This window comes from Porticoccaceae bacterium LTM1, assembly GCA_030252795.1.
Classification (GTDB): domain Bacteria; phylum Pseudomonadota; class Gammaproteobacteria; order Pseudomonadales; family Porticoccaceae; genus SCSIO-12696.
The window spans coordinates 632,501-653,974 of the sequence record CP127080.1 but is presented as its reverse complement, the minus strand read 5'-3'; the positions used below and the strand labels follow the sequence as shown (position 1 = coordinate 653,974).

Annotated in this window: 19 protein-coding genes, 2 rRNA genes and 1 riboswitch (1 of these 22 running past the window's edge); of the genes, 11 read left to right on the top strand and 10 right to left on the bottom strand. The window is 49.6% G+C overall.

Annotation, left to right across the window (positions count from 1 at the left end; all coding sequences use genetic code 11):
- Window positions 1–50: 50 nt before the first annotated feature.
- From QP938_03015 to tatC, 10 genes are all read left to right on the top strand, one after another.
- Window positions 51–1,769, top strand: coding sequence for a lysophospholipid acyltransferase family protein (locus QP938_03015; protein WIO74890.1), 1,719 nt, complete (start codon window positions 51–53; stop codon window positions 1,767–1,769).
- A 220-nt stretch (window positions 1,770–1,989) separates the two neighbouring features.
- Complete coding sequence (locus QP938_03010; GenBank protein WIO74889.1) at window positions 1,990–2,916, top strand: DUF2167 domain-containing protein; 927 nt, start codon at window positions 1,990–1,992, stop codon at window positions 2,914–2,916.
- A 144-nt stretch (window positions 2,917–3,060) separates the two neighbouring features.
- A complete protein-coding gene (gene ubiE, locus QP938_03005; GenBank protein WIO74888.1) occupies window positions 3,061–3,810 on the top strand; it encodes a bifunctional demethylmenaquinone methyltransferase/2-methoxy-6-polyprenyl-1,4-benzoquinol methylase UbiE in 750 nt (249 codons plus the stop codon).
- A 15-nt stretch (window positions 3,811–3,825) separates the two neighbouring features.
- Window positions 3,826–4,464, top strand: coding sequence for an SCP2 sterol-binding domain-containing protein (locus QP938_03000; GenBank protein ID WIO74887.1), 639 nt, complete (start codon window positions 3,826–3,828; stop codon window positions 4,462–4,464).
- Window positions 4,461–6,071, top strand: a complete 1,611-nt coding sequence (gene ubiB / locus QP938_02995) for a ubiquinone biosynthesis regulatory protein kinase UbiB (protein WIO74886.1) — start codon at window positions 4,461–4,463, stop codon at window positions 6,069–6,071. The genes QP938_03000 and ubiB overlap by 4 nt, the downstream gene beginning before the upstream one ends.
- A 46-nt stretch (window positions 6,072–6,117) precedes the next feature.
- Complete coding sequence (gene hisI / locus QP938_02990) at window positions 6,118–6,516, top strand: phosphoribosyl-AMP cyclohydrolase (protein ID WIO74885.1); 399 nt, start codon at window positions 6,118–6,120, stop codon at window positions 6,514–6,516.
- Between the two features lie 19 nt (window positions 6,517–6,535).
- A complete protein-coding gene (locus QP938_02985; protein ID WIO74884.1) occupies window positions 6,536–6,871 on the top strand; it encodes a phosphoribosyl-ATP diphosphatase in 336 nt (111 codons plus the stop codon).
- A gap of 15 nt (window positions 6,872–6,886) precedes the next feature.
- A complete protein-coding gene (gene tatA / locus QP938_02980) occupies window positions 6,887–7,120 on the top strand; it encodes a Sec-independent protein translocase subunit TatA (protein ID WIO74883.1) in 234 nt (77 codons plus the stop codon).
- A 14-nt stretch (window positions 7,121–7,134) separates the two neighbouring features.
- Complete coding sequence (tatB, locus tag QP938_02975; protein ID WIO74882.1) at window positions 7,135–7,479, top strand: Sec-independent protein translocase protein TatB; 345 nt, start codon at window positions 7,135–7,137, stop codon at window positions 7,477–7,479.
- A complete protein-coding gene (gene tatC, locus QP938_02970; GenBank protein WIO74881.1) occupies window positions 7,472–8,215 on the top strand; it encodes a twin-arginine translocase subunit TatC in 744 nt (247 codons plus the stop codon). Before tatB ends, tatC begins: the two co-directional genes overlap by 8 nt.
- A gap of 136 nt (window positions 8,216–8,351) precedes the next feature.
- Here the strand turns inward: tatC and QP938_02965 are convergent, their stop codons facing one another.
- From QP938_02965 to hemN, 7 genes are all read right to left on the bottom strand, one after another.
- Window positions 8,352–8,705 carry an acyl-CoA thioesterase gene (locus QP938_02965; protein WIO74880.1) on the bottom strand — a complete coding sequence of 118 codons (354 nt, stop codon included), beginning with the start codon at window positions 8,703–8,705 and terminating at the stop codon, window positions 8,352–8,354.
- Window positions 8,706–8,796: 91 nt separating this feature from the next.
- On the bottom strand, window positions 8,797–10,119 hold the full coding sequence (gene pepQ, locus QP938_02960; protein ID WIO74879.1) for a Xaa-Pro dipeptidase: 1,323 nt from the start codon (window positions 10,117–10,119) through the stop codon (window positions 8,797–8,799).
- The gene (locus QP938_02955; protein WIO74878.1) at window positions 10,119–10,925 is read right to left on the bottom strand and encodes a phosphotransferase; all 807 of its coding nucleotides are present in this window, start codon (window positions 10,923–10,925) and stop codon (window positions 10,119–10,121) included. The genes pepQ and QP938_02955 overlap by 1 nt, the downstream gene beginning before the upstream one ends.
- A complete protein-coding gene (gene pnuC / locus QP938_02950) occupies window positions 10,891–11,520 on the bottom strand; it encodes a nicotinamide riboside transporter PnuC (GenBank protein ID WIO74877.1) in 630 nt (209 codons plus the stop codon). The genes QP938_02955 and pnuC overlap by 35 nt, the downstream gene beginning before the upstream one ends.
- Window positions 11,517–11,768, bottom strand: a complete 252-nt coding sequence (locus tag QP938_02945; protein ID WIO74876.1) for a hypothetical protein — start codon at window positions 11,766–11,768, stop codon at window positions 11,517–11,519. Before QP938_02945 ends, pnuC begins: the two co-directional genes overlap by 4 nt.
- 122 nt (window positions 11,769–11,890) lie before the next feature.
- On the bottom strand, window positions 11,891–13,966 hold the full coding sequence (locus QP938_02940) for a TonB-dependent receptor (GenBank protein ID WIO74875.1): 2,076 nt from the start codon (window positions 13,964–13,966) through the stop codon (window positions 11,891–11,893).
- 52 nt (window positions 13,967–14,018) lie between these two features.
- A riboswitch (TPP riboswitch) is annotated at window positions 14,019–14,119 on the bottom strand.
- 158 nt (window positions 14,120–14,277) lie between these two features.
- Complete coding sequence (hemN, locus tag QP938_02935; GenBank protein ID WIO74874.1) at window positions 14,278–15,681, bottom strand: oxygen-independent coproporphyrinogen III oxidase; 1,404 nt, start codon at window positions 15,679–15,681, stop codon at window positions 14,278–14,280.
- A 177-nt stretch (window positions 15,682–15,858) separates the two neighbouring features.
- Between hemN and ppa the strand changes: the two genes are divergently transcribed.
- Entirely contained in the window at window positions 15,859–16,389 is a 531-nt protein-coding gene (gene ppa / locus QP938_02930) for an inorganic diphosphatase (protein ID WIO74873.1), read from the top strand.
- A gap of 142 nt (window positions 16,390–16,531) precedes the next feature.
- Here the strand turns inward: ppa and nhaD are convergent, their stop codons facing one another.
- The 3 genes from nhaD to QP938_02915 all read right to left on the bottom strand — a co-directional run.
- Entirely contained in the window at window positions 16,532–17,959 is a 1,428-nt protein-coding gene (gene nhaD, locus QP938_02925) for a sodium:proton antiporter NhaD (protein WIO74872.1), read from the bottom strand.
- A gap of 977 nt (window positions 17,960–18,936) precedes the next feature.
- Window positions 18,937–19,052 (bottom strand): 5S ribosomal RNA (rrf, locus tag QP938_02920).
- 158 nt (window positions 19,053–19,210) lie between these two features.
- A 23S ribosomal RNA gene (locus QP938_02915) occupies window positions 19,211–21,474 on the bottom strand; it runs 616 nt beyond the window's last position.

The following is a 21,474-nucleotide window of genomic DNA, read 5'->3' as shown; positions in this document are numbered from 1 at the left end:
GACTGTCACCAAACTGCCTTAGATTTGCCCACATACCAAGAGGGCTATCTATGCTAGACGTCGAACATTTTGTACAGGAACGCTACCCCAAGCTGGTTGAGCAAAAACCGCTCATAGCCAAACCGCTGGTCAAGGTTCTGCGACTGCTATTTCACGAAAAGGACTTTCAGCAGTTTGAAAGAGATTATCCCCATCTTGAAGGGTTTGATTTCGTGGAACAGGGTCTTGCCCTGTTTGACTTCAGCTATACGGTTCGGGATACCGAGCGGGAACGCATTCCCTCTCAAGGGCGCGTCGTTATTGTAGCCAACCATCCGATTGGTTCTCTGGACGGTCTGGCACTGCTCAAACTGGTGCGTGAAGTTCGACCGGATGTAAAAGTAGTGGCCAATGAACTGCTCGCCACCCTTAAACCGCTGCAGTCAGTGATGATGCCGGTAAATAATATGGGGGGCGCTGGCGCCACCGCCAAAAAAGATCTCGAAGCCATTCGCGAGCATGTGGAAAACGATGGTGCACTGATCGTTTTTCCCGCCGGTGAAGTATCTCGCTTTGGCGTTAAAGGAGTACGGGACTGTGATTGGCGCTCAGGATTCCTGCGAATTGCCAGCAGCACCAAAGCCCCTATTCTGCCAGTCTTTGTGGACGGTCGGAATTCAGCACTGTTTTACGCACTCTCCTTTATGGCACGCCCGATTTCCACTCTCTGGTTGGTACGGGAGATGTTCAAGCAGGCTAAAAACTGTGTCGACATTCGTATTGGTGAGCCCATCAGTTACGACAGCTACCAGCAAGTGCAGGTGCCACTGCGCGAGAAAGTGAAGTTGTTTCAACGCCACCTTTATCGAATTGGCAAAGGCAAGAAAGGTATTTTCAGTACGGAAGTGGCTATTTCCCACCCTGAAAATCGCGCCCAGCTGAAAGAAGAGATCAAACGTTGCGAGCTTCTTGGAGAGACCGCAGACGGCAAAAAGATCTATCTCTATCACTACCAGGCCAACTCCTGCATCATGCGTGAAGTCGGCAGGCTTCGCGAAGTTGCATTTCGTGCAGTAGGTGAAGGCTCTGGCAACCGTCGAGATAACGACATCTACGATCGCCACTATATTCACCTGCTACTCTGGGATGAGGCAGAACTGGAAATTGCTGGGGCCTACCGTTTTTGCGACGCCAGCAATGCGGTTGAAGCCAAAGGCGAGAACTACCTCTACTCGGCCAGTCTGTTCAAATACCGTGAAACCATGAAGCCATATCTGGCCCAGGGACTGGAGCTGGGTCGCAGCTTTGTGCAGCCAAAATACTGGGGCAAGCGCAGCCTGGAGTATCTCTGGTATGGCATCGGCGCATTCCTGCGTAAAAATCCCCAGTACCGTTACCTGTTTGGCCCCGTCACCCTAAGTGACGCTTATCCTGAACACGCCAAGGATATGATCGTGCACTTTTACACCAAACACTTTCCTCCCCTGCAACCACTGGCAGACTGCACCGTGCCCTACCGTATTGCCCAGGAAAAACAACTGGAACTGGATGAACAGTTCCCCGGTAACGATTACCAGAAAGAATTTGTGCAGCTGAAAGGTCAGCTCAGCCACATGAACCGCAGCGTTCCGACTCTGTATAAACAGTACACGGAAATTTGTGAACCGGGAGGCGCCCAATTTGCCGGCTTCAATATCGACCCTGAATTCAAGGATGCAATCGATGGGCTGATTGTGGTTGACCTGGCCAGACTCAAGCCCAATCGCCGCGAGCGCTACCTGGGCACTTAACAGGCGCCTACCCCGAATGAGCTTTAACAAAAAGGGCAGCTTTCCCAACTGCCCTTTTTTGATTTCTCGCATTACGTACTCAACTTATTGACGTGGGGTGTAAAGTAATTCCCCCGACAAAAAAACCTGATAATGTGTGAGGTGATTTTACGATCAATTATTTCGGTCGACTCACTATGAAAAGACCGTATGGAAACAATAATGAAAGAAGGATTTCCCCATGTATTTAACTAAATTCCCTCCTATATTCCGCTGTCTGATCGCCTTACTGGCAAGCCTGCAAATCATCTCGGCAACTGCAGAAGAAACCGAAGCTGACGAAACTCTCACCCCCGAACAACTTCAGTATTTTGAACACATAAGTTCACTTTGGCAGGGTATGGAAAAACGTACCGGGGTGATTGAACTTCCAGGCGGCATTGCAAAACTCGATGTTCCTGAAGAGTTTTACTATCTCTCCCCCGAGAACACCGCGACCGTACTGGAAGAGTTCTGGGGCAACCCTCCCGGCGGTGAAACCTATGGCATGATTTTCCCTCAGGCCTACACACCTTTTGACGGAGACAGTTGGGGAGTCACGATTCAGTACGTTGAAGAGGGTTATGTCTCTGATGATGATGCAGACAAGATCGACTACGACGACCTGCTAGTTGATATGAAAAAGGATACCCGTGAGGAGAGCGCTTACCGTGTCGAGCAAGGGTACGAAGCGATTGAGCTGGTAGGATGGGCGGCGCCTCCCCACTACAATCACACCGACAAAACCCTTCACTGGGCCCAGGAGCTCGCCTTTGGCACTGACCCCGGCAATGATCATGTACTCAATTACAATGTGCGGGTATTGGGTCGTAAGGGCTACCTGATGCTCAACTACATTGCCTCAATTGGTCAACTGGAAGAGATCAACCAGAATCTGGAACCGGTTATGGCCATGACCGAGTTCAATGACGGTTTTAAATACGACCAGTTCGATCCGGATATGGACGAGGTCGCTGCCTACGGCATCGGTGCCCTGGTTGCAGGCAAAGTATTGGCCAAGACCGGCATTTTGATGACCCTTCTGTTGGTCTTGAAAAAATTCTGGATCATCCTGATTGTGGCCATCGGTGCATTCTTCAAAAAGCTGTTCAGTCGTAAATCTGCCTAACTGAAAATTACCGCACCTTGCGAGCAATTGCTGGCAGGGTGCGGCTCCCTCTCTTTCTCCAAACACCCTCCCTATATCACACTGACCTGCCTCATCATCCGTAGTACAATGCCGGTTTTACACAAAGCCGTACTCGGGAACACCATGAGCGAACATAAGACTACCCACTTCGGGTTCCAGACCGTCAACGTTGAAGAGAAGGCCGGAAAAGTGGCCGATGTATTTCACTCTGTTGCCGCCAAGTACGACCTGATGAACGACCTGATGTCCGGTGGTGTCCACCGATTGTGGAAGAAAGTCACCATCGAGATGTCCGGTGTAAGACCGGGCCATCATGTGCTTGATATCGCCGGTGGCACCGGCGACCTGACGGCCAAATTCTCCCGCATTGTCGGCGAAGAGGGGCTGGTGGTACTGGCCGACATCAATGACTCAATGCTTAAGGTCGGCCGCGACAAGCTGCTCGATATGGGTGTTGCCGGCAACGTTCACTTCACCCAGGCAGATGCCCAGTACCTGCCCTACCCAGACAACAGCTTTGACTGCATTACCATCGCCTTTGGACTGCGCAACGTCACCGACAAGGATCTGGCATTGCGCTCTATGTTGCGGGTACTCAAGCCTGGCGGCAGGCTACTGGTACTGGAGTTTTCCAAGCCCACTAACGGTCTGCTGGAAAAGGCTTACGACTTCTACTCCTTTAACCTGCTGCCGAAAATGGGCGAACTGGTGGCCCAGGATGCCGAAAGCTATCGCTATCTGGCGGAATCCATTCGTATGCACCCGGACCAGGACACTCTCAAGCAGATGATGGTTGAGGCCGGTTTTGAGAATTGCAGCTACCAGAACATGACCGGCGGCATCGTCGCCCTGCACCGCGGCTTTAAGGCCTAGGCACCTAGATAAGGAATGACCTTGATTCCATTGCCACTCCAGAGCTCCGCGCTGACAGGTATCGAGATACTGATCAACCGCGCGCTGCAATACGACCCGGCCACTCGTAATCGACTTTCCGAGCTCACCGGCCGTTCGATCTGCATTGAGCTCACCAGCCCGGCGCTAACCATCTACATGGCCTGCCATCAGGACAATATCACCCTGCACTCCGAACTGAATCGCGAACCTGATGTTTCGATCAAAGGTTCGGCGACTGCTCTGCTAAATATTGCCATGGCCGATGACCCGACCATTGCCGGTAAGGGTGTTGAAGTTCGCGGCAGTCTAGACGTGTTGCAACGTCTTAAGAATGCCCTTTCGGACCTGGACGTGGACTGGGAGGCAGCCCTGGCTGAACTGGTCGGAGAACTGCCAGCACACCTGTTGATGAAAGCCGCTCGCTCCGCACACCAGTGGCAGCAGCAGGCTCGACCAAGGGCGATGGCGGCGGCAGCCAATTTTGTCCGCGATGAAGCCCGCCTGACGCCAGCCAAAGATGAAGTGGAACAATTTCGCCGCGACGTACGCACTCTCGGCAACAATGTAGATCGACTGGCAGCTCGCGTTCAGCGACTAAACAATAAATTGCAAGCAACGGATCAGGAACTGTGAGACGAGCTACCCGCCTCGCCAAAATTATTCGCGTGTTCCAGCGTCATCGACTGGATACTTTTTTTACCGATCATCAATTACCCGGTGCCCTGAAACTATTGGTCAAGCCGGCACGTCTGCTGCCAGAACCCAAAACCGCTCGCGGCGCACGCCTGCGTATGGCACTGGAAGAACTGGGGCCAGTATTTGTGAAGTTTGGCCAGCTGCTCAGCACTCGACCGGATCTGGTACCCGCAGACATCGTCGCAGAACTGGATGAGCTGCAGGACAATGTTCCACCATTCTGTGCCGATGAATTTGCCGCCATCATTGAGCAGGCACTGGGTGGAAAAATTGACGATCTGTTTGCCAGCTTTGATCGAGAGCCGTTAGCTTCGGCATCCGTAGCACAGGTCCATGCCGCAACTCTCAAGGATGGCAAAGAAGTAGTTGTTAAAGCCATTCGCCCAGGCATTGAGCACACCATTGAGCAAGATCTGGCGCTGATGGAGCTTCTGGCCCGACTGATAGCAAAAACCAATGACGGTCGCCGCCTTCGACCAGTTGAGATTGTCGCGGATTATCGCAACACCATTTTTGATGAATTGAATTTACAGCGTGAGGCTGCCAATGCCTCGTTGTTGCGACGCAACTTTCTTGGAAAAAATGGTGAGGGCTCGCCACTACTGTATGTGCCAGAGGTCTACTGGCCCTACACCAACGAAAAAGTGATGGTAATGGAGCGTATTTACGCTACCCCCGTCACCGACATAACGACCCTTACCGACCAAGGTACCGACTTTAAAGTTCTAGCCGAGCGCGGCGTGGAAATCTTTTTTACCCAGGTTTTTGACCACAACTTTTTCCACGCAGATATGCACCCCGGCAATATCTTTGTCGACTCAAGCAATCCCAAACAGCCAAAATATCTGGCGATCGATTGCGCCATCATGGGCAGCCTTAGCGATGCCGATCAATACTATCTGGCTCGCAACCTGCTGGCGGTATTTCGTCGAGATTATCGACAGGTAGCGGAACTGCATGTGATGTCGGGCTGGGTGCCGGAAGGCACCTCGATCAACAATTTTGCATCGGCCATTCGAACCGTGTGCGAACCGATTTTTGAGCGCCCGCTCAGTGAAATATCTTTTGGTCAACTGCTGGTCAGTCTGTTTCGTACCGCCCGCCGATTTGATATGGAAGTGCAACCATCACTGGTACTGCTGCAAAAAACCCTGCTCAACATTGAAGGACTGGGTCGCCAACTCTACCCACAGCTGGATCTTTGGGAAACTGCACACCCGTTCCTTGAGCGCTGGCTGAAGAATCGTATCAAACCGACTGCATTCCTGGACAAAATCAAACGTTACGGTCCCGAGTGGCTGGAGCAGTTCCCCAAGGTGCCACAAATGGTATTTCGCAGCCTTGAGCAACTGGAACGCCTGGACCAAACAATCTCGGCATCTAACAGTGTGAAAAACAATCGCCGCGACTGGCTCTGGGGAGCCGGGTTAATTGGTGCCGGTATTGGCCTGTTGGCCGCATCCATGAGCCAGTCTTTGAACCACTCCCCACTGATTGGAATCGGTGCGGCCGTAATTGGCGCCATTTTATTAACCCGGCGATGATTACTGCCTTGATGTACTATAGGCATTAGCCGGTGGAGCATAGTGAATGAGCACGACGAAACAGAACACTTTTTTGGATGAGGTCAAATGGGATAAGGACGGCCTGATACCCGCCATTGCCCAGGACCAAAAAACCGGCCGCATCCTGATGATGGCCTGGATGAATCGCGAGTCCCTGCAATTGACCTCAGAAAAAATGCAGGCAGTTTACTGGTCACGTTCGCGCGGTAAACTCTGGCATAAAGGTGAATCTTCGGGACATGTGCAGCAGGTCAGTGAAATCCGCCTGGACTGCGATGCCGATGTCATTGTATTGCAAATTGAACAGTGTGGTGGCATCGCCTGTCATACCGGTAGGGAATCCTGCTTTTACCGTGTCCTGAATGGCAGCGAATGGCAGACAGTCGACCCTGTATTAAAAGATCCTTCGACTATTTATAAATAGCAGACAACGAAACCGTCACATGAATAACGATATACTGGCCCAATTAACTGAAATACTGGCAGAACGTCGCCACGCTGACCCGGACAGTTCCTACGTTGCCAGCCTGCATCATAAAGGGCTGAACAAGATACTGGAAAAAGTGGGCGAAGAAGCGACCGAAACCATTCTGGCGGCCAAAGATGCTGCCAACAATGGCGATAACAAAGACGTAATTTACGAGACAGCTGACCTGTGGTTTCACTCACTGGTTATGCTGTCCCACCTCGGCGAAAACGCTGAGTCAGTATTAAACGAATTGCAACGACGGTTTGGCACCTCGGGTATCGAGGAAAAAGCCAGCCGGACTGACAAATAACCTGAGGAGCCTGTTATGGGAATTGGTGGTATTAGTATTTGGCAATTGTTGATTATTCTGGCCATTATCGTTCTGATCTTCGGCACCAAAAAACTGAAATCCATGGGCAGCGACCTTGGCGGTGCTGTAAAGGGATTCAAAAAAGCCGTTTCAGATGATGAAGCCAAACAACTTGGCGATTCCGAAAAAAACAGTGTTGAAACCAAAGCCGAGGCTGAGCAGGCTGAAGCAACTTCAGATAAAAAATAACTTGTTGACCCTCCATGTTCGACATTGGTTTTTTTGAGCTTTTACTTATCGCTGTATTAGGGCTGATTGTAATCGGCCCTGCCCGTCTGCCAGAAGTGGTGCGATCTATCAGCCTGTGGATAGGTCGCCTGAAGCGCAGTATCAGCAATGTTAAACAGGATATGGAGCGGGAATTTCACATAGATGAAGTTCGACGCCAGCTTCACAATGAAGAGGTAATGCGTCGCCTAAATGCCAGCAAGCAGGAAATTGAGCGAGCTGTTTCCGGGCAAGGCCCAGAGCAGACAACAAACAATAAATCCAGCGACTCCACCACTGCCAACGATAACGCTCCGGCCCAAAAATCAAACAATGACTGACGAACAAAAACAGCCACTTGTAACGCACCTTTTAGAGCTTCGCGACCGGTTGCTGCGCATTGTGATGGTTACCGGGGTGATATTTGCCGGGCTGTTTGCCTTCAGCAATGATATCTACGAATTCGTCTCCGCCCCACTCGAAGCACTGCTTCCCGAAAACAGCAGCATGATCGCTACTGATGTGGCATCACCATTTTTTGCCCCATTCAAGCTGACCCTTGTAGTATCGATATTTCTGGCAATCCCGTTCATTCTCTATCAAATCTGGGGCTTCGTTGCACCGGGCCTGTACGATCGGGAAAAAAAACTGGCTGCGCCTATGCTTACCGCCAGCATCCTGCTTTTTTACGCTGGCGTAGCCTTCAGTTACTTTGTGGTCCTTCCATTGCTGTTCGGCTTCTTCACCACCATTGGCCCCGAAAATGTTCAGGTAATGACTGATATCAGCTCCTACCTGGACTTTGTATTAAAGCTGTTTTTTGCCTTTGGTGTTGCCTTTGAGATTCCCATTGCAGCACTACTGCTTATTGCAATGGGAGTTACAACCCCGGAAAAACTCGCCAACAAACGACCCTATATTATAGTGGGCTGTTTTGTCGTTGGCATGTTGCTAACTCCACCCGATGTCATATCCCAGTCACTATTGGCAGTACCCATGTGGCTGTTGTTTGAGGCGGGCGTATTCTTCGGCAAATGGATTAAAAAACCATCCACCACAACCACCTCGCCATCCTGAGCAAAGCGAAGACAAAAGCGCATGGCGCACTGGGTGCCGAAGGCGACAATCACATGCCTCAATCAAAAGCGAGATTCTTCACTGCGTTCAGAATGACAGCAGCCCTGTTCGTATAAAGCCTTAAGCAATACGGAGTTTATTTTCCTGACAGGGGCTTCTTATTACCTTCTGCATCAACGCACACAAAAGTCACATTGGTGCTGAATACCGGCTCTTCACTTCTGACCGGCCCCTGATAAACATTGACCTGATATTGCACCGAGGTATTACCAACACGGTTTTGTACGGCCTCGAAACGCAATATCGTGCCTTTTTTAACACTGTGGTGGAACTCGATGGCATCCATACCGATGGTCACCAGGTTGGCTTCGGGATAATCCAAACGAGCAGCGATATAGGCCACTTCATCCACCCACATCAGCATATAACCACCAAATAAAAACCCGTAGTGATTCAAATGCTCTGGTAAAACAAGCTTGTGATTTTCCATTACTCTTCTCTTCAACCAAAAAAATGCCTGTGACACAGTATAGTGGCACAGGCATTAAGGGCACTTCTAAAAATGCCCTTGAGATCTTCGATTAACCCAGCAGCGCTTTTTGAGCGTCGCGAGTCAGGTTTTCCAGCGTGCCATCTTCGTGGAGGACAATATTGTCTTCGATACGAATACCACCGTAAGGGATAAATGCTTCCACACGATCCCAATTTAGCTTGGACTCCAGCTCGGTACCCTTGAGTTTATTGAGCAGTGCCGGAATGAAGTAAAGCCCCGGCTCAACAGTGTGCACCTGAGTGGCCACAAAGTCTGTGGTATTACGTAAACGCGGGTATTCTGCAGGAGCAGGTATCAGTTCACCGGATGGGTCTTTGAGGTTGCCCCCTTTGTCATGCACATTGACACCAATGCCATGCCCCAGTCCATGCGGATAAAAAGTATTCGTTAAACCGGAAGATACGGCTTCCTCAGCGGAAACGTTAATAATATTGAACTGATCCAGAACCTCGGCAATTTTCAGGTGGGACAGTTTGTGTAACTCAATATTGCTCTTGCCAATTGCGCCAGCTTCCACCAACTCCTGCTGCTTCTGATCCATCACAGCAATCATTTCGGCAAATTCACAGGTGGGATCAAACGCGTAAGTGCGAGTAATGTCAGAAGCATAGCCATTAACATCCACACCGGCATCAATCAAAAAGCTACGGTGCTCTGCCGGTGCTGTTCTGTCCAGCATAAAGTGGTGCAAAACGGCAGCATGCTCATTTAACCCGGCAATCACAGGGTACGGCATTTCATTTTCGGAGCAATTACAGTCTTCCAGATAGGCAGCCATAATTTGCAGCTCGGATGCACCCGACATAAACGCTTTGCGGGCGGCCTCGTGAGCGGAAGCTGCGATTCGGTTAGCTTCACGCATACAAGCGTGCTCGTATGGTGTTTTAAAGCGTCGCTGGTAATCTACGTGATTTCGCAAATCCACCGGGTTAACGCGTTCAGCAGGCAGTTTGAATTCGTTGTCTTCACCAAGATAAACCAGCTTGGTGCTATCCAAATTAAGCTGCTCGGCCAGTTGCTGATGATTCTCAAAATAGCCAAGATCAAATGGCTCGTCCCAACCTTCCGGCAGATTTTGCGGAGCTGTATGCCAGATATCTTCAGCATTGTTGAGATACAACTCTGGGCGCTCATCCATTGAGATCAGCAGAAAGCAATCCTGGCGCTTGTTCAGAGGCAGCCACTCTTTAAAGTAGACATTGGCCTTGAACGGATAACTCATGTCATCCTGAAACTGGATCTTGATCTGGCCAGAGCTGATCAGCAGTTGTTCATACCCTAGTTCAGCCATGAAGCCCCTGAACACGTCCAGTTTGCGTGCCACATGCTGCAAATATAATTCTTTATTCATCATTCACTCTCATCATCACTTGCCTGTAAGGCAAACCACAAGCGGTTCACATAGCGGCACACCCTTCTGGCGTCAGAAACCCGCTGCATTGCGATATCGCCATACTCAGCCAGCAGCATCGATTGCTGCTCATCTGACAACCGCCAACTATCAATCAGCAGTGCCAGATCACAAGCCGGATCGCGCACTGCTGAATACTCCCAGTCTATCAAACAAAGCCCTGTTTCTTGAATACGCCAATGCATTGGGGAGGGGTCGTGATGGCATAGGCCGAACTGAGCTGAGGGGTTTCCGGCTGTTTCTGACTGAAATTTTTCGATATGCCTCACTTCCCGTTCTCTTACTTCTGCCAACCGGGCAGGCCAGCGAGACTGATCGCGCAGCCTTTGTACATAGGCTTCCGTGTACTCCAGGTAATCGACGTGAGGGACTCCGGTAATTGGCAGGTGATGAAGATCACGCATTCGCTCGGCGAGCTGTTTAAGCTCAGACTGTCCCAGTTCTTGCGGACACCAGGCAGGCAAAAATTCGGTGACCAAAAACCGCCAATCAGGATCGCAGTAGTATTTCCGAGGCGATAGACCAGCTTTAGACGTGAAACCGAGAACATGCTGTTCAAGTTGGCGATCAATCCCAAGACTTTCACTATTGACCGCATTGATCCGCAACACCCATTGCCTGCCAGCGCATCCCAATAGAAATGTCCGGTTAGTCAGGCCGCCCTCGAGTTGCTCAATCAGTTGTGGGGCTTCGGTAAAACCGAGCTGCCAATCAGGCCAGCTTTGCAGTGCGGTTTGCAGATTCATGCAAGTGCTCCCGCCAGGTGAAGTAGCCCCATATAGCCATGATGGTATACACCACAAACAATATGGTTGTCGGGTAGAGTCCTCGTTCTATGTAAAGCGCGATGGAAACCCCATCAATTACCACCCAATAGATCCAGTTTTCCAATACTTTTCGAGTCACCATCCAGGTAGTTAATACCGCTCCCCATGTAGTGAATGAATCCAGGTAAGGCCAGGCCGCATTGGTATTTTCCGCCAATAAATAACCCGAAACCATCGAAGCGACAACAACTCCGGTGATTGCAAGAGCATGGTGTCGAACACCCCAGCGATGCACTTTCACACCACTGTGATCCTTCCCACCCCGCTTCCACTCATACCATCCGACAACGGCCATCACCACATAATAGATACTTAATGCCGAGTCCATCAGCAGGGAGACATCCCAAAATACCACGGCAAAAATCATGGAACTGACAAAGGCGGCATACCAACAAAGCATGGACTCCCGTATTGCCAATAACAAATAGGCAATTGCGAATATCACTGCTGCGCCTTCCCAGCCGAGAAACAGTTGTAAAAACTGCTGCAACCCGCCCTGAGCCACGTCCATCACAGTGGCGCTTCCATACCCGGCAATAACTTGGTTACATAAACTGCCTTGCCATAGGTTTCAAAGCAGTGCTTCACTTCGACTGACAGAATTTCCATCAAACGATCATAATCCCCGGTCAACAGGGTACAGGTGGGAACGGTTTTTACCTTGATTTCAGGATAACTGTTAAATCGGGCAATAATGCCATCAATAGGTGGAATATAGTTATCCTTGAGCGGATACATACTGATCTCGACAGTAAGTTTCATAAGTATTCCTTTCAGTATAGGTATCAATTTATTTTGTCATTCCCACTCTTGCGGGAATGACAAATAGCCTTAGAGGCTGTTTCATAACGTAACGAGCGCAGTAGTTATGAAACAGCTTCTAATCAAAATCGATAATTAGCAGATACTCCGACCATGCGTGGTTCACCGTACTGGTAATAAGGCTCAGTAATATAGAATTTGCGTGGATCATTCCCAAAACTGCCAAAACCACGAACATAAACATCTTCGTTCGTCAGGTTTCTGCCAAAGAGTGCCAACTCCCAATTATTCAATGCATAGTTCAAGCGCATATTGAGCAGCTCATAAGAACGGGATTTCTCCTCGTGGCGATCGGAAAAGTAGTAACTATCCTTTCCTTCGACCTCAACTCTCAGGCCCCATTGATCATTGAATTGATAATTTCCACCCAATATAAATTGATAGTTTGGCGCCTGTGCTACGTCGTGCCCTTCCAGGTCAACCGGTGTTGTGTCGGTAGCATCAGCATGTGTGTAACTCAGAAAACCATCAAATTCGGCATTTAACAGGCCAATAGAAGCAAACAGGTTCAACTGCTCGGTAGCACGGAAGTTTAGTTCCAGTTCAAATCCGGTTGATTCCCCGGCTGCCGCATTGCTGATGTAATCAAAAAACGACGTCGAAAAATCCGGATTCAAAACAATGAAGGACTGCTTGGCCTGTACATCTTTTCGATCCTGGTAAAATAGCGCAGCCTGAATCTGCAGGCGGTTATCCAGCCAGTTTCCTTTCAGACCTGCTTCGTAATTCCACATAAATTCAGTGTCATAAGAACGCAAGTCTGCCGGGATAGATGAATTACTGTTGGCACCACCGGCTTTATATCCGCGGGAAACAAGCCCATAAAGCATAGTGCTGTCAGTCACTTGATATTCCAGCGCAATACGCCCTCCCCAAAGATTTTCATCCGGGTCAAAGGCCAGCAATTCGCTATCGCGATATTCAGCTTCGCGCTGCTCGTATCTAATCCCGGTTATCAACGCCATTTTATCAGACAGAGGAATATTCAGTTGTCCATACAGCGCCGTATTATCGGTTTCATAGCGGCTGGTGAAGTCACCGCTGATATAGGTGTACTGGCGCAACAAATCGACTTGCTGTGAGCGATGGTAGATACCAGCCACCCAACCCAGTTCATCATGGGCGGTTTTGGAAACCCATCGAATATCCACACTGGTATTTTCATTATCACGCTGATAATTATCAAAAGAGACATAACCCCACGGGTGAATACCCTCATAGGTCCAGTCCTCATCGTAACCATATTCAGTGTCAGAATTCGCAAGGCTTGCTACGGCAACCAGATCAAATAATTCGCTTCCTGACCAATGCAGTTTTACCGCAGTAGCTTTGGTTTTTTGTCGATCATGGCCTGGCTCATCGGACAATGTTTCACGGGTATTATCCAGTGAGAAAGCATCATAACCATTATCAACATCAAGGAAGTGGCCAGTCAGTTCCATCGTTAAATCGGCAGCCAACTCAACCAGAAGTTTTCCGCGAACATTAAACTCATCAATATTGTTGGTGTTATCCCGGTTAAGGAAAATGTTCTCAATAAATCCATCGCTCTTCTGGGATTGAACCGCCAAACGGTAACCCACAGACTCATTCAAGGGACCACTGATAACTGCACTGGTAACATTCGAGTTATAGTCCGCCAACTCCGCACTGACAGTAGCAGTAAACATATCTGTGGGGTCATTACTCTTCAGGTTTATCAAGCCAGCCAGTGCGTTGGCACCATAGAGAGTACCTTGCGGGCCTCGCAGAACTTCAACCTGTTTGATATCAAGTGTATTGGCAGCCAGGCCAAGTCCTGTGTAGTCAATACCGTCGACAATCACACCAACTGCAGGATTAAGTGGCTCCACAAACTGGCTGCGCTCACCAATGCCACGCACCTGAAAATATCGACCACGTGATGCACCACTGGAGAAGTTCACGTTTGGCGCGAGATTGATCAACTGTTCGATGTGATGAGCATTGCGCTCTTCGATAGTACGCTGATCAATAACCGTTACGCTGTTTGGCAATTCAAGCAATTTACCATCGCGAAAATCAGCGGTAACGATGACTTCTTCAATGGTATCAGCCTGGGCAATACTACTTATGCCCAACGCTATTGCCGTGGTTAAAATGGATTTTTGGAATTTCATTTGAGTCTCCGATTGAAATCATGGGAGACCCGGTACTGCTGCGAGGAATCGAACTGAAGGGTTGCCCCAGTCCCTACGCCGGCACTAACCGGATCAGGTTCAAAGGGTTCAGCTAAGGCTGTCTCAGGTCGTCGACCACCCCTTGGGTACTAAATACTGCGAGGATTCTACTCTTCTGAGAGGGATATTGAAATGAGACTCATGACAGTAGCCTGCATGTAGCAAAGCGTAATGCAGGACAATTACCTCTAGCCTTCCGGCATTACGCTATCGCTCCATACGGGCTACCCCGAGGTGGCTTTAGCCGCAAATCAAATAATCTTTGAATAGCGAATCTGGTTTCGCTGGGCTCTTGCATAGGCGTCAAACACCATGCAGACACGACGAATCAACAAGCGTCCTGCAGGTAGTACGGTAATCTCCTGATCACCGATTTCCAGCAGGCCATCACGAACCATCACCTCTAGCTCTTTCATTTCCTCAGCGAAATATTCATCAAAATCAATTCCACAATGTTGCTCAATATCGGACTTTTTAAGCGAGAACTGACAAATCAACTCCATAATAACCTGACGACGAATTTCATCATCCTGGCTGCGAATAAAACCACGTGCTACCGGTAACTCTCCGGAATCTATAGCACTGTAGTAATCATCCAGCTGTTTATGATTCTGGGAAAACACATTGTCGATAGCAGCAATCGCTGAGATGCCAAAACCCAGCATGTCGCAGTCACCGTGAGTGGCATAACCCTGAAAATTCCTGTGCAGCTTGCCCTCACGCTGTGCAACAGCCAGTTCATCATCTGGCTTGGCGAAATGATCCATGCCTATAAACACATATCCGGCAGCCTGTAACTTCTCCGCAGCTCCTTCCATCATCCTTAACTTTTCCTGGGCAGATGGCAATGCGGCTTCGTCAATCTGTTTCTGGACTTTAAACAGGTGAGGCATATGAGCGTAGTTAAATACTGAAAGGCGGTCAGGGCTCAACTTAATAATGTGGTCGATGGTCTGACTGAAGCTCTCCCAGCTTTGGTGCGGCAACCCGTAAATCAGGTCCATACTGATCGACTTAAAGCCTTCCTCACGAGCCACATCCACCAGCGCCCGCACCTGTTCAACAGAATTAAAGCGATTTACCGCACGCTGAACAATGGGATCAAAGTCCTGCACACCCATACTCACCCGGTTAAAACCGATTTCCCTCAGGCAACGCAGTGTCTCTACTGTCATATCTCCAGGGTGAAGCTCTACCGAATACTCGCCTTGGTCATCATCCAGCAGTTTGAAGTGACGGCGGGTCTGCGCCATCAATTCTCTCATTTCATCGTTGCTGATAAAGGTAGGTGTTCCGCCACCCCAATGTAATTGCTTGACCGGTCGGGAAGTATCAAAGAGCTCGGCCTGCATCTCCAGCTCCCGGTAGACCCTTTCCAGATATGGCTGGGAGCGTTTTCGATTGGCGGTGATAATCTTGTTGCAGGCACAGAAATAGCAGACCCGGCTACAAAACGGGATATGAAAATAGAGTGACAGTGGTCGGCGAGCCAGATTACTGCGCTCAACGGCTTCGGCAAACTCTTTACGTCCAAACTCATCGTGAAATTGGGGAGCGGTAGGATAGGAGGTATATCGCGGACCACTGAGGTCGTACCTGGAGATGAGCTCATTGTCCCACACCAACTGCTGACCGGATTGCTGCATTTGAGTCATAGTTTCCCCACCATAAATAAAGATATGCAGCTGGGACTTTACTTTGAACTTAGCTATACGGCCTTGACCCATATCAACCGGGCGCTACGACCTGATTAACTAGTAATCAACAGGTGGCATCGCTATAATTGCGCGCCTGAATGAACCCGGATTTACCTATCAAAGAGAGTTCCCTCGATGAGCTATAACCGCATTCCGGCCGGTAAAGACCTGCCCAACGATATCAACGTGATCATTGAGATCCCGGCCAACCACGACCCGATCAAATACGAGATCGAGAAGGAAAGCGACGCACTGTTCGTTGACCGCTTCGTTGCCACCCCTATGTTCTACCCGGCTAACTACGGCTACATCCCTGAGACTCTGTCTGAAGACGGCGACCCCCTGGATGTTCTGGTGGTTTCCCCGCACCCGGTTGTACCTGGCTCTGTAATACGCAGCCGCCCGGTTGGCATGCTGAAGATGACCGACGAATCTGGTCCCGATGCCAAGCTGATTGCTGTACCACACTCCAAACTGACCAAAATGTACGACCACGTTCAGGATATTCATGACCTGCCTGAATTGCTGCTCAAACAAACTGAACACTACTTCGAGAACTACAAAGACCTCGAAGAGGGCAAGTGGGTTAAAGTTGACGGCTGGGCCGGTATTGAAGAAGCGCGCCAGGAGATTCTGGACTCTCGCAAGCGTTACCTCGAAGAGTAAGCTTCAGAGATACAAAAAAGCCCGGTTTCAAACCGGGCTTTTTTGTATCCTACATTGACAGGAGTCTACTCGATCTAAAGCTACTCCTACTGTTAGCAAACAGCATGCAGGAGCAGCTTCAACCGCAAATTCACCGCAATCCTCAGCCGTTCAGCCAAAGATGCACAGCAATTGATGCTATATAACCAAGCAATACCACCCAACTCCACTTCATATGGCTGGTGAAGTTATAAATACCCTTGGTCTGCCCCATCAAGGCCACACCGGCTGCCGACCCAACAGACAACATACTGCCACCGACACCTGCGGTCATGGTAATCAGAAGCCACTGGGAGATTGGCATATTTGGATCCATCTCCAGCACCGCGTACATCACAGGAATGTTATCTACCACGGCTGACATAAGTCCCAAAAAGACGTTGGCCCAGGTTGGATCCCAACTTGAGTAGAGAGTGCCGGAAAGCAATGAGAGATACCCGATAAAACCAAGCCCGCCAATACACATTACAACACCGTAAAAGAACAGCAACGTATCCCACTCGGCGTTGGCAATTTTACTGAAGACATCAAATGGCAGAATATTACCAAGACGGAGAAGCGCTTTTTGGTCATTTCTCAACTCTGCTGCAGTGCGTTTTTTCGCCAATGATTTAGGCAGTGTTTTGCGCAGGTAAAAGCCAAAGAACTTCAAGTAGGCCAAGCCCAACATCATTCCCATTACCGCTGGTAATCCCACAAAGTTCTGGGCAATTACGGCAGTTGCGATGGTCAGGATAAACAGTATAAATATCCTTATCGCACCACGCTTCATCTCCAAATCTTCATCATTTGTAACATCTGGTGCTGCCTTACTGACAAAAAAGCTCATTATGGCAGCAGGTACCAGGTAGTTAACAACCGCCGGAACAAACAGTACAAAGAAGCCAAAGAAATCGATTTTCCCGGACTGCCACACCATTAGCGTAGTGATATCACCAAAGGGACTGAATGCACCACCAGCATTAACTGCAACAACGATATTGATACAGGCAATAGTGATGAACTGGCGATTGTCTTTGGCCATTTTCAAAATAATCGCGCACATCAACATTGCTGTAGTCAGGTTGTTGGCAAATGACGAAATAGCAAATGCCATAATCCCGGTAACCCAGAAGAGTGTTCTCAGGTTAAAACCTTTATTCAGTAACCAGAGTCTGATCGCATCAAAGAAATGACGCTCTTCGAGAGCATTTATGTAGGTCATTGAAACCAGAAGGAACAGCAAAAGTTGTGAGTATTCGAGCAGATTATGATTAAACGCATCTGCCGATATCTCACTCAACTCATGTTGCGAGTAAACCGCACCCACAATCAGCCAGATCAAGCCCGCCGCCAGCAGCATAGGCTTGGATTTTCGAATATGCAGAAAGTCTTCCCCGATCACCACAAGGTAACCCAGTGCGAAAATGGCTAAGGCCAGATAACCCGGCCAACTGCCAGTTAGGTCGAGTATCGTTCCTGTTTCAGTGGTATTTGCAAATACCACCGGGGAGATTGTCGCCAACAATACGGCGAAAACTAACTTGATCATTTAAAACCCCTGTCAAAGGATTGTTAAAACAGATAACAGCAAATTAATTCAGTGTAGATGATTAACTAGTGCTTACTCACACTAATTGATAGGACTGAACAAAGACAGGTGGTGCCCGAATAATGGAGTGGATGCAGGGTGCTGTTAGAGCTAATAACCTGCACAGGACTGGAGTTGATTGGCCCGACAGAAAAGACTGAAGATGATGCGTCACCGTAATTACATCATCCGTATCTACTTTATCGAACCCCTGGGCTGATTCCGCATAAAATTCGCCACTATCAACCCACGCACTACTATCTGCATCTATTACAGATATAGTGGTAATCATTGATATCAGCAGAGCTAAAACAGCGATAGATTTCATTGAACAGGATGCTCGATGCAGCTGGTTATGTCCGCTAATTTTTGCGAGACAGACATATTCACCAACCAGTCAGATCATTGAGGCGCGCATACTAACACAAACCAATATCACGCCATACAAATTCATTTAGCGCCGGCACATTTAAATCAGTAGGGAAGACACTGGATTGCTTCACGCTGTTCGCGATGACGGTCTTGTCATCCTGAGCGCAAAGTAAAACGCCCTGACCACTTAACGGGCTTCATCAAGTTTCCACGACCTACAGTGACTCGGGCCCTCCCGGCCCTCGGTCCTGCGGACCGCCTGCGCGTTGCTGCGGCGCCCAAATTTGTTCCCGACAAATTTGTCACATGGAGCCCGACTTCCGTAACACTAAGTCAAAAAGCCATAAATACAAAACCCCAGCCGCATAGCGACTGGGGTTTTGTATTTAAAGCCTGGCGACAAACCGGCAGGAGGCCGGTTTGGGCGTCGAGCACCGCGAGACGGGCGCAGCCCGAGGGACAGGACGTCGCGAGCCATTGCCGTCGGTCAGCGCCAGCCACCCAACATTTTCCCGGCACAAAGTAAAACGCCCTGACTCTTTCGAATCAGGGCGTTTTGATTTAAAGCCTGGCGATGACCTACTCTCACATGGGGAGACCCCACACTACCATCGGCGATACATCGTTTCACTTCTGAGTTCGGGATGGGATCAGGTGGTTCCAATGCTCTATGGTCGCCAGGCAAACTGGCTTGGATCGGTTTTAGTCTTACCTCGTGATGAGTGCAGTTTCCGGTTCCAAATAGGGTGGTAAATTCTTAAGTCTTTTTCTGTTGCTCTGCTTCTGTTCAAGCGTGTCTTACTTACTTGTCCTACGTCACTGATCAGTAACTTCAGTTATATGGTCAAGCCTCACGGGCAATTAGTACTGGTTAGCTCAACGCCTTACAACGCTTCCACACCCAGCCTATCAACGTCATAGTCTTTAACGGCCCTTTAGGGGATTTAAAATCCCAGGGAGAACTTATCTTGAAGGGGGCTTCCCGCTTAGATGCTTTCAGCGGTTATCCTGTCCGAACATAGCTACCGGGCAATGCGTCTGGCGACACAACCCGAACACCAGAGGTTCGTCCACTCCGGTCCTCTCGTACTAGGAGCAGCTCTTCTCAATTCTCCAACGCCCACGGCAGATAGGGACCGAACTGTCTCACGACGTTCTGAACCCAGCTCGCGTACCACTTTAAATGGCGAACAGCCATACCCTTGGGACCGGCTTCAGCCCCAGGATGTGATGAGCCGACATCGAGGTGCCAAACACCGCCGTCGATGTGAACTCTTGGGCGGTATCAGCCTGTTATCCCCGGAGTACCTTTTATCCGTTGAGCGATGGCCCTTCCATACAGAACCACCGGATCACTAAGACCTACTTTCGTACCTGCTCGACGAGTTTGTCTCGCAGTCAAGCACACTTCTACCTTTGCGCTCATAGCATGATTTCCGACCATGCCGAGTGTACCTTCGTGCTCCTCCGTTACTCTTTGGGAGGAGACCGCCCCAGTCAAACTACCCACCATACACTGTCCTCGATCCGGATAACGGACCTGAGTTAGAACCTCAAACATACCAGGGTGGTATTTCAAGGACGACTCCACGATATCTAGCGACATCGCTTCAAAGTCTCCCACCTATCCTACACAAATAGGCTCAAAGTTCAGTGCAAAGCTGTAGTAAAGGTTCACGGGGTCTTTCCGTCTAGCCGCGGGAACACGGCATCTTAACCGCGATTTCAATTTCACTGAGTCTCGGGTGGAGACAGCGTGGCCATCATTACGCCATTCGTGCAGGTCGGAACTTACCCGACAAGGAATTTCGCTACCTTAGGACCGTTATAGTTACGGCCGCCGTTTACCGGGGCTTCGATCAAGAGCTTCGCTTACGCTAACCCCATCAATTAACCTTCCGGCACCGGGCAGGCGTCACACCGTATACGTCCACTTACGTGTTTGCACAGTGCTGTGTTTTTGATAAACAGTTGCAGCCACCTGGTCACTTCGGCCAGCCTCAGCTTAGGGAGCAAGTCCCATCACCAAAACCGGCGTACCTTCTCCCGAAGTTACGGTACCATTTTGCCTAGTTCCTTCACCCGAGTTCTCTCAAGCGCCTTGGTATTCTCTACCTGACCACCAGTGTTGGTTTGGGGTACGGTTTCTTGTGAACTGAAGCTTAGAAGATTTTCTTGGAAGCATGGCATCAATGACTTCGTCCAAAAGAGGACTCGACATCGCGTCTCAGCCTTAGGAGTCCGGATTTGCCTAAACTCCCAGCCTACTCGCTTATACAGGGACAACCAACGCCCTGATCACCTAGCCTACTCCGTCCCTCCATCGCATCCACAAGAAGTACGGGAATATTAGCCCGTTTCCCATCGACTACGCATTTCTGCCTCGCCTTAGGGGCCGACTAACCCTGTCTCGATTAACGTTGGACAGGAAACCTTGGTCTTCCGGCGAGGGAGCTTTTCACTCCCTTTAACGTTACTCATGTCAGCATTCGCACTTCTGATACCTCCAGCATGCCTTACAACACACCTTCAACGGCTTACAGAACGCTCCTCTACCATGCGTGCAAGCACGCATCCGTAGCTTCGGTTTACAGTTTGAGCCCCGATACATCTTCCGCGCAGGCCGACTCGACTAGTGAGCTATTACGCTTTCTTTAAAGGGTGGCTGCTTCTAAGCCAACCTCCTAGCTGTCTAAGCCTTCCCACATCGTTTCCCACTTAACTGTAATTTGGGACCTTAGCTGACGGTCTGGGTTGTTTCCCTTTCCACGACGGACGTTAGCACCCGCCGTGTGTCTCCCACGATTGTACTCCTCGGTATTCGGAGTTTGCATCGGGTTGGTAAGTCGGGATGACCCCCTAGCCGAAACAGTGCTCTACCCCCGAGGGTAAGACGTGAGGCGCTACCTAAATAGCTTTCGAGGAGAACCAGCTATCTCCCGGTTTGATTAGCCTTTCACTCCGATCCACAGCTCATCCCAGCATTTTGCAACATACTTGGGTTCGGACCTCCAGTTAGTGTTACCCAACCTTCATCCTGGCCATGGATAGATCACCGGGTTTCGGGTCTACTCCCAGCAACTCAACGCCCTATTAAGACTCGA